Here is a 7,967-nt window from a genome sequence, read left to right as displayed (position 1 = left end):
TATAATATTCTTGAAAGCGAATGGAAAAAATTAGGATTTAATAAAATTGTACTTAATGTAGACCTAAAAAATACAGCAGCAATTTTATTTTGGATAAAAATGGGTTTTAAAAATATAGAGTTTTCTTTTCAGAGTAATGAAAATGAAACAGAAAGATTTTACATGCTTCGCTTAAGTAAAAACATTTGAAAAAGATTATTTAAGAAAGCAAGTCAAGCTTGCTTTCTTAAATGAAATTGAACTTTAGGGCTAGGACGAAGTAGCGGTAGTACGCGGCTTTACGCCGCTTGAAAAATAAATAATAATAGACGCGTTGCTTCAAATAATCTTACAGAAAAAATCTTAAAGAAAAAAAGAATTAAGAAATCTAATTCTGTATAAGAAATATAATTGCCATAACAAAGGTTCGTAGCCGACAGCGGGTCAAGCCCGCTGCGGTACAACCCGTTGTTATGCTCACAGCCCACTGGGCTGGTTTTGTATAGTAGAAATTTATTCAAAATTTTGATATTCTAAAAAAAATTATATTTTGTCATGTTTATACTCGTATGGAGGTATTTGTATGGACAAAAAGAAAATTCCCTTGGTATCACTATTCAGTGGTGCTGGCGGTCTAGACATGGGGTTTGAAAATCAAGGTTTTCAAACCATTTGGGCAAATGATTTTGATAAAGATGCCTGTGAAACACATAAAGCTTGGTCTGACGCAGAAGTTGTTCAAGGCGATATCGGACAAGTAGATTTCAATTCAATTCCTAAAACACCTTTTATTATTGGCGGTTTTCCATGCCAAGGTTTTTCTTTAGCTGGTCCACGAAAATTAGACGATAAGCGAAATATTCTTTACCGTTATTTCGTAAAACTTGTAGAAGAAAAACAGCCACTTGCATTTGTAGCAGAAAATGTAAAAGGTATATTAACTCTTGGGAACGGAGAAATTATCGAAGCTATTTTGGAAGATTTTTCTTCAAAAGGATACGATGTAGTTCCAACTTTAGTAAATGCCGCTGATTATGGTGTTCCCCAAGATAGAAACCGTGTAATCATTGTTGGTATAAAAAAAGACTTAGGAATAAAATATTCATTTCCAAAACCAACAAACAATAGAATGACATTAAAGGAAGTATTAAAAGATATTCCTGCACCTTCAAACGATGAAGTTTGTAATGCACCATATTCTTCTCGCTATATGAGCCGTAATCGAAAAAGAAATTGGAATGAACAATCTTTTACAATTCCAGCAATGGCAAAACAGGTAACTTTATATCCTGGTTCTCCAGATATGGTAAAACTTGGAACAGACTTGTGGCGTTTTGGTGACGGTGGAGAAACTCGTCGTTTAAGTTATAGAGAAGCAGCTGCAATTCAAACTTTCCCAAAAGATATGGAATTTAAAGGTGATTTGACAAGCAAATATAAACAGATTGGAAACGCAGTACCTGTAAAACTTGCAGAAGTTGTTGCAGAATCACTTTACCCTATTTTGGAGAAAAATTATGCCTAGTCAGGAAATAACAGGAAAGGCTTTTGAGTATGCTTGTATAAAAGCATTGTTTGATAAACTTAATTCTCAAACAGATGTAGAATTATTGGAAGATGTAAATTTCAATAATACAAAATCCGCTTTTGAACAACTTACTGAGGCAGAAAAGAAAGATGACTTACTCGCCGCTTTACGCGGCGTAGAAATTATCGCCCCATTAGAGCCTAACCTTGCTTTTCCAGATGTAAAAGAGCCTTTGATTCTTTCTATTCAGCCGGATAAAAAGGGTCAAAAAGGCGATGTTCGGGATGTTCTTTGCGTTCGTAATGAAAAAGGCTGGAACATCGGATTATCTTGTAAAAACAATCACGAGGCTGTAAAACATTCTCGTTTATCAAGAACAATCGATTTTGGTAAAGAATGGTTGGGCTACAGTGTTTCTGAAAATTATAAAAATGCAATTAATCCGCTTTTCGATGAACTTGATGAGCTAAAATCTAAAAAAGCTCGTTGGGCAGGGATTGATAAAAAAGATGAAAGGTTTTACATTCCGCTTTTAAAAGCTTTTTTAGAGGAATTGTCAAATTTAAATAAAGAACATGCAGATGTTCCAGAGAAACTTTTAAACTATCTTCTTGGCAGAAATGACTTCTATAAAGTAATTAAGCACACAAAAGAACGAACAACAGAAGTAAAGCCGTTTAATATTTATGGTACGCTTGGTCTTTCGACAAAAGTTCAAAAAGAAATGTATAAAATCACTCGCCTTAAAATGCCAACAGAAATTTTGAAAATGGATTTTAAGAAAGATTCTACAAATACAGTTCAAATAATCTGTGATAATGGTTGGACGCTTTCGCTTAGAATTCATAATGCAAGTGAATGGGTTGAGCCTTCACTAAAATTCGATATTCAGCTTGTTGGTGTTCCTAATAATCTCGGGTCAAGAATCGAAGCTTGGTAGTAAAATGTAAAAAAGCCTAACACATATAAGGCCCCAAGTTGTCAATACTAATTCTAAAAAAAATACAACTTAGGGCTGTTTTTTTAGAAAAAACAGTCTTTCTTGTGAGAAAAAAAATAAAGTTCCCGTTCAAAATAAAAAGCAAGGCCTGAATCGCAATTCAGAAAAAGATTCCAGGAAAAGCGTCCTGAATCAAACACATATAGTCGGTCACGGCAAACCTGAAAAAACAGATTTCCGGCACGAAGAATTTCACCGGTACCCGTGCCAGGCCTGAAGCAAAAATAAGATGGTCATCATACGATGCCGATAGTTATATGGGCAGGTCAAGGCAGGGACAGTCCGCTTATTTATTTTCAACAAAAACAAAAATATAAAAAGGCGCAGTGGCAGCGTCTATTCAAAGCTCAAGAAGTCACGGCATCCGGGACAGAAAGAATGACGGGCGGTCTAAGCCGCATATAAGATTCATTTTTCAAAAGTCCCGCCGTATACGCTTCAGTTATGCGAGATGCTCGCCGCCACTGTCCTTATTTTCAATTTTCTTATCCCCGTAAAACTTGTCAGGATTAAAAGCCTCTTTGCGCTTGAGCATGTAATAAACAGTACGTCCGAGTTTCTGAGCAATGATGCTCATGGCTTTTGCTTTTCCATACCGCTGCACAAGCTTATCATGCCATCTCTGGCCGCGCTCATTATTACGGAGAAAGAGAACTGCTCCTTCTGAAAACGCCCATTTCAGATGCACGTTTCCGATTTTATTATGACCGCCTTTCTCTTTCTTTCCGGCAGATTCATGGGAACACTTTACAAGACGACAGTAAGAGATAAACTTACCGACATCTGAAAAACGATGGATGTCATCAATCTCGTAAAGAATTGTAAGGGAGAGTATAAAGCCGAGTCCCGGAACGGAATTAATGATGCTGTACGAAACCGGATCCTGAACTTCCATGCTGTCCTCAATCTGAAACTCAAGTTTTGTGATTATGTCATGATAAGACTGGAACATGGCAAGATCCGCATTCACCATTTTCAAAGTTGCAGGATCAGTGAACTTCTGGGGAATTGTATTTCTGTAAACTTCACTCCTCATTCGGGAAGATGTCAGGGGTTCGTTTATATTGTACTGATGATTTGTATTTTGAAGATGAACGGAAAGCTCTGCACGCTGCCGTACAAAAAAAAGTCTGCGACGCAATAAATCACGAACAGCCCGTTTCTCTTTTGGATAAGCATAGGCAATCGGGAACATACCGCCGCGAAGCATGTTCGCTATCTTCTCTGAATCGATTTTGTCGCTCTTCGTCTTTCCTCCGTGGATTGACTTCATGTAATAGGCATGCCCAAGTGCAAAATCGATTCCCTGCTCAGCACAGAAATCTGCAACCCAGTACCAGGTGAAGATGCATTCAACGCCGACAACAATGTCCTTTCCGAAAGTGTTTGTCACAAGCTCCAGATTATCTCTGGAACATTCCATGTTTTTGTGGAATACAGTTTCTCCAATATTGTTGATGACACAGATGTACATCGTCCTTGCGTGAAGGTCGATTCCAATGTAAAATTGATGCTGGTTCTTATAGAATCTCATTAAGGTCCCCCTGTCGAATTATTTAGGATATTGTGCCCTGATGGACTTATCTATCTTAGCATGATAAACCTGGGGCCTTAATGATTTTCAAAGCTTCAAAGCCGACAAACCGGTCAAGCCGGTTTGCGGTTTAAGCAATTGTTATGTGGACTGCCCACTGGGCAGCTTTTTAGAAAAGAAAAAATCACCGCAGTAACTTTTCGCACTTCACTCGACATCACCGTGCTTTAGTCCATTTCTCTCGACATTTCTTCAAGCAGTGCCCGCCAGTCATCAGCCTTGTCACGGCGGCACACTGCGTAAAACGTTACGTTCATCTCTGGGTCAGTAAGCGGAACTGCAACACGGTTTTCGGGAAGAGAGAAATGTGTTGTGCGGTCGGAAATGAAGCTTGGCATATCTGTTGCGCCGACTATCTGCGGAAGAGAATCGTTTTCATTACGGCGTTCAATGCGGATAAATTTTGCATCGGGGATTTTTTCCTGCTTCACTTTGTCCCAAAAGCCGATGTCGTCGTACATTACAAAAGTTTCGCCCGCAAGGTCAGCAAGTTTGAGAGATTTGCGGCCAGCAAGCCTGTGATTTTTTGGAAACATAACAGAAAGACTTTCTGAAAAATATTTCTGACTTTTGAATTCTGCGTCGTCCATCGGATGCAGCAGAACAATCATCTGATAAACATCATCGGTAAGAGCACGCAAAAGGTGTGCTTCATTGTCGTTGATATCAAAGTGTGCCTCAATTCCATGGTACAGCTTTTGTGCAGTTTCAGTCACGGTCGTTGCAGGCATAATCGCAACAGAGCCCACAGCAAACTTCTTTTTGAGCCCTGCCTTCTCGCGGGTCTTTTCTATCATCTCATCCTGAAGTGAAAGAATCTTTTCTGCATAATCTGCCGCCAGAACTCCCGCCTCATTCAAAACCACATGGTTTTTTGTGCGTTCAAAAAGCGTCACCCCAAGCTCGCCTTCAAGCTTTTGCATTGCCCGGCTGATTGAAGGCTGAGTCGTTCCGAGTATCTCGCCAACACGACTGAGTGTTCCATATTTTTTTACGGCGGCAAGTAACCGCAGAATGTACGTTTCGATGAACATGATTTAGTTTAACATGGAAATTGCGGGTTGTCGAGTATGCGCGCAATGTATACTCGTATAAAAAACTAGCATTGTACTTTTTTTATCCACGGCATTATTCTTTAGTCATACACGGAGGCACTTATGTTTACAAAAGAATTAGTTTTACCAAACGGAAACAAAATACCGCAGTTGGCACTTGGAACCTGGCTCATGGACGACTCACAGGCAGAAAATGCCGTAAAATCGGCAATTTCGCTCAGCTACAGACATATCGACACTGCACAGGCTTACGGAAATGAACGCGGAGTTGGCGAAGGAATCAGGCAGAGCGGAATCGCACGTGAAGAAATCTTTTTGACTACAAAAATTGCGGCTGAAAATAAGACTTACGAAAGTGCGGCGCGCTCAATTGACGAATCACTTTCAAAGCTGGGGCTCGACTACATAGACCTGATGATTATTCACAGTCCGCAGCCATGGGTAGAAGTGAATCAGAGCGAAAACCGATATTTTGAAGAAAACCGCGAAGTGTGGCGTGCTTTGGAAGATGCTTATGCGGCAGGTAAGGTTCGCGCTATCGGAGTTTCAAACTTTTTGAAGGATGACCTTGAGAACATTTTGAAGACTGCAAAAATCAAGCCGATGGTGAATCAGATTTTGTGCCACATTTCAAACTCGCCTCTTGAACTGATTGACTGGTGTACATCGCAGGGGATTTTGACCGAAGCCTACTCTCCTGTTGCCCACGGCGAAGCTTTGAAAAATGAAAGCATTATTGCAATGGCTCAAAAGTACGGCGTTTCGGTGGCACAGCTTTGTATCCGGTACTGCATTCAGCTTGGCATGATTGTACTTCCAAAGGCAGCTAAAGCGGAGCATCAGAAAAGCAATGCTGAGGTTGATTTTGAAATCAGCACAGCAGATATGGAAATCTTAAAACGAATCGAACGAATCAAGGATTACGGAGAAGCAAGCTTCTTTCCTGTATTCGGCGGAAAACTATAAACATTTTGGAGGAACAACTATGAAGAAGACAATTTTATCACTTTTATCGGGTGTCACAATCGCACTCCTTGCAACATCGTGCTCAAGCACAAAGGTGGGAAATATGAATCCAACATCGGCAAAACTCGACGCAAAGAACGGGCATTACACATTTGAACTGCCAGAAGGAGTCACACGCACAAAAGTCACTTTCAGAAATCATTTCGGAATCGAACTTGCGGGCGACCTGTATACACCAGAGAACGCTTCAGAAAGCGGTAATGCGGCTGTAGCAGTTGCAGGTCCTTATGGGGCTGTAAAAGAACAGACTTCCGGTCTTCACGCGGCAGAAATGGCAAAACGGGGATTTATCGCGCTTGCATTTGATCCGTCCTTTACAGGAGAAAGCGGCGGAGAGCCACGCGGAATGAATGCACCTAACATCAACACCGAAGATTTTCAGGCAGCAGTAGATTTTCTTTCTGTTCAGAAAAACATTGACCCTGAGCGTATCGGAATAATCGGTATTTGCGGCTGGGGCGGATATGCTCTTGATGCGGCAGCAATTGACACCAGAATCAAGGCTTCTCTTATTGTCACCATGTACGATATGAGCCGCGTATTTCAGAACGGTTATTTTGATGCGCAGGATAATGCACAGGCTCGTCAGGCATTCCGCAAAGTACTTTCAGAACAGCGTACTAAGGATTTTGCAAACGGTACTTATCAGAATGCCGGTGGCTGGGGAAGTGCTCCATGTGCAGAAGACGCACCGCAGCATGTAAAAGATTATTACGCATACTATCGCACGAAACGCGGCTACCACGAACGCTCTGTAGGTGCAAACGACGGCTTTATGGTTACTACACTCACTTCGCTCATGAACACAAAAATGCTTCCTTTCATCGATGAGATTGAAAGTGCAGTTCTTATGGTTCACGGCGAAAAAGCTCACAGCCGCTATTTCAGTGAGGACAACTTTAAGCGTCTCAAAGGCGACAATAAAGAACTTTTAATTATTCCGGGCGCAGTCCACACCGACCTGTACGACAACCGCGACTATATTCCGTTCGACAAGTATGAGTCATTTTTTACTCAGTATTTGAAATAGCACGGAGGAAGTAACATGAAAAGGATTATACCGATAGCCTTTTCCGTGCTTCTGCTTGCCTCGTGCAGAGGAGCGGAAAAGGACACGGCGGCACAGAAAAGTGCGTCACACGGAGGAACAAATATGGAACAGACAATACATAGTTTTTCAGAGCGTGAGAGCGCAATCACAAGAATTGCATCGCTTGCGGCAGCGGGCAAGATTGAACGGCTTACAGTTCAGATGAAAAACGCGCTTTCTGCAAAAACGCTCAGCCAGAACGAAATCGGCGAAATCTGCCTGCAGCTGTACGCATACGCAGGTTTTCCACGCAGCCTGAATGCGCAAAGTGCTCTTGCCTCAGCCGTAAAAACACTTACAGAAAACAGAACGGCATTTGAAGCAGGAAATGAACCTGATTCTGTTCCAACCGATAACCGTTATGACAACGGCCGCGAAGTAATCAACCGCATCTTCGGCATGAACGCAAAACAGAGCCGCCCGGAATCGAACGGATATACTGCAACAACAGATATATTCCTCAAAGAGCACCTGTTCAACGACATCACAAGCCGCAACAACCTGAACGAAAAAGACCGTGAACTTGCCACTGCAAGCATGCTTGCCGCTCTTGGAAATGTAAATCCTCAGCTTGGGGCGCATATCGCTGGAACAATTCACACAGGAACAAGCGCGGACGACCTTGCCGTCCACTGGATTCCGCTTATTTCCGAGACATGCGGACTTGCTGCGGCAAAAAATGCAGAGACCGTGCT

General features: G+C 41.7%; 8 protein-coding genes. 6 read left to right on the top strand and 2 right to left on the bottom strand.

From position 1 onward, the window contains the following. The 3 genes from IJJ71_RS08365 to IJJ71_RS08355 all read left to right on the top strand — a co-directional run. On the top strand, positions 1-189 hold a 189-nt coding region (locus IJJ71_RS08365; protein WP_296846375.1), incomplete at its 5' end, for an N-acetyltransferase. A 373-nt stretch (positions 190-562) separates the two neighbouring features. Continuing rightward, positions 563-1,504, top strand: a complete 942-nt coding sequence (locus IJJ71_RS08360; protein ID WP_296846374.1) for a DNA cytosine methyltransferase — start codon at positions 563-565, stop codon at positions 1,502-1,504. Beyond that, positions 1,497-2,447: a HaeIII family restriction endonuclease gene (locus IJJ71_RS08355; RefSeq protein WP_296846373.1), complete on the top strand. Its 951-nt coding sequence runs from the start codon at positions 1,497-1,499 to the stop codon at positions 2,445-2,447. The genes IJJ71_RS08360 and IJJ71_RS08355 overlap by 8 nt, the downstream gene beginning before the upstream one ends. 502 nt (positions 2,448-2,949) lie before the next feature. Here the strand turns inward: IJJ71_RS08355 and IJJ71_RS08350 are convergent. After that, complete coding sequence (locus tag IJJ71_RS08350) at positions 2,950-4,041, bottom strand: IS110 family RNA-guided transposase (protein WP_296846372.1); 1,092 nt, start codon at positions 4,039-4,041, stop codon at positions 2,950-2,952. Between the two features lie 227 nt (positions 4,042-4,268). Further along, entirely contained in the window at positions 4,269-5,135 is an 867-nt protein-coding gene (locus tag IJJ71_RS08345; protein WP_296846371.1) for a LysR family transcriptional regulator, read from the bottom strand. 123 nt (positions 5,136-5,258) lie between these two features. Between IJJ71_RS08345 and IJJ71_RS08340 the strand changes: the two genes are divergently transcribed. The 3 genes from IJJ71_RS08340 to IJJ71_RS08330 all read left to right on the top strand — a co-directional run. After that, the gene (locus tag IJJ71_RS08340) at positions 5,259-6,122 is read left to right on the top strand and encodes an aldo/keto reductase (RefSeq protein WP_296846370.1); all 864 of its coding nucleotides are present in this window, start codon (positions 5,259-5,261) and stop codon (positions 6,120-6,122) included. Positions 6,123-6,141: 19 nt separating this feature from the next. Further along, complete coding sequence (locus IJJ71_RS08335) at positions 6,142-7,212, top strand: alpha/beta hydrolase (protein ID WP_296846369.1); 1,071 nt, start codon at positions 6,142-6,144, stop codon at positions 7,210-7,212. Positions 7,213-7,335: 123 nt separating this feature from the next. Then, a partial coding sequence (locus IJJ71_RS08330) for a carboxymuconolactone decarboxylase family protein (protein WP_296846368.1) occupies positions 7,336-7,967 on the top strand: 632 nt, incomplete at its 3' end.

The organism is Treponema sp., from assembly GCF_017430385.1.
Taxonomy (GTDB): domain Bacteria; phylum Spirochaetota; class Spirochaetia; order Treponematales; family Treponemataceae; genus Treponema_D.
This window is presented reverse-complemented; position numbering and strand designations above follow the sequence as displayed.

What these genes read in the sequence shown, in the direction of transcription:
- IJJ71_RS08345 (WP_296846371.1), bottom strand. Translation starts at nt 5,135, where the DNA reads ATGTTCATCGAAACGTACATTCTGCGGTTACTTGCCGCCGTAAAAAAA.
- IJJ71_RS08340 (WP_296846370.1), top strand. Translation starts at nt 5,259, where the DNA reads ATGTTTACAAAAGAATTAGTTTTACCAAACGGAAACAAAATACCGCAG.
- IJJ71_RS08360 (WP_296846374.1), top strand. Translation starts at nt 563, where the DNA reads ATGGACAAAAAGAAAATTCCCTTGGTATCACTATTCAGTGGTGCTGGC.
- IJJ71_RS08335 (WP_296846369.1), top strand. Translation starts at nt 6,142, where the DNA reads ATGAAGAAGACAATTTTATCACTTTTATCGGGTGTCACAATCGCACTC.
- IJJ71_RS08350 (WP_296846372.1), bottom strand. Translation starts at nt 4,041, where the DNA reads ATGAGATTCTATAAGAACCAGCATCAATTTTACATTGGAATCGACCTT.
- IJJ71_RS08355 (WP_296846373.1), top strand. Translation starts at nt 1,497, where the DNA reads ATGCCTAGTCAGGAAATAACAGGAAAGGCTTTTGAGTATGCTTGTATA.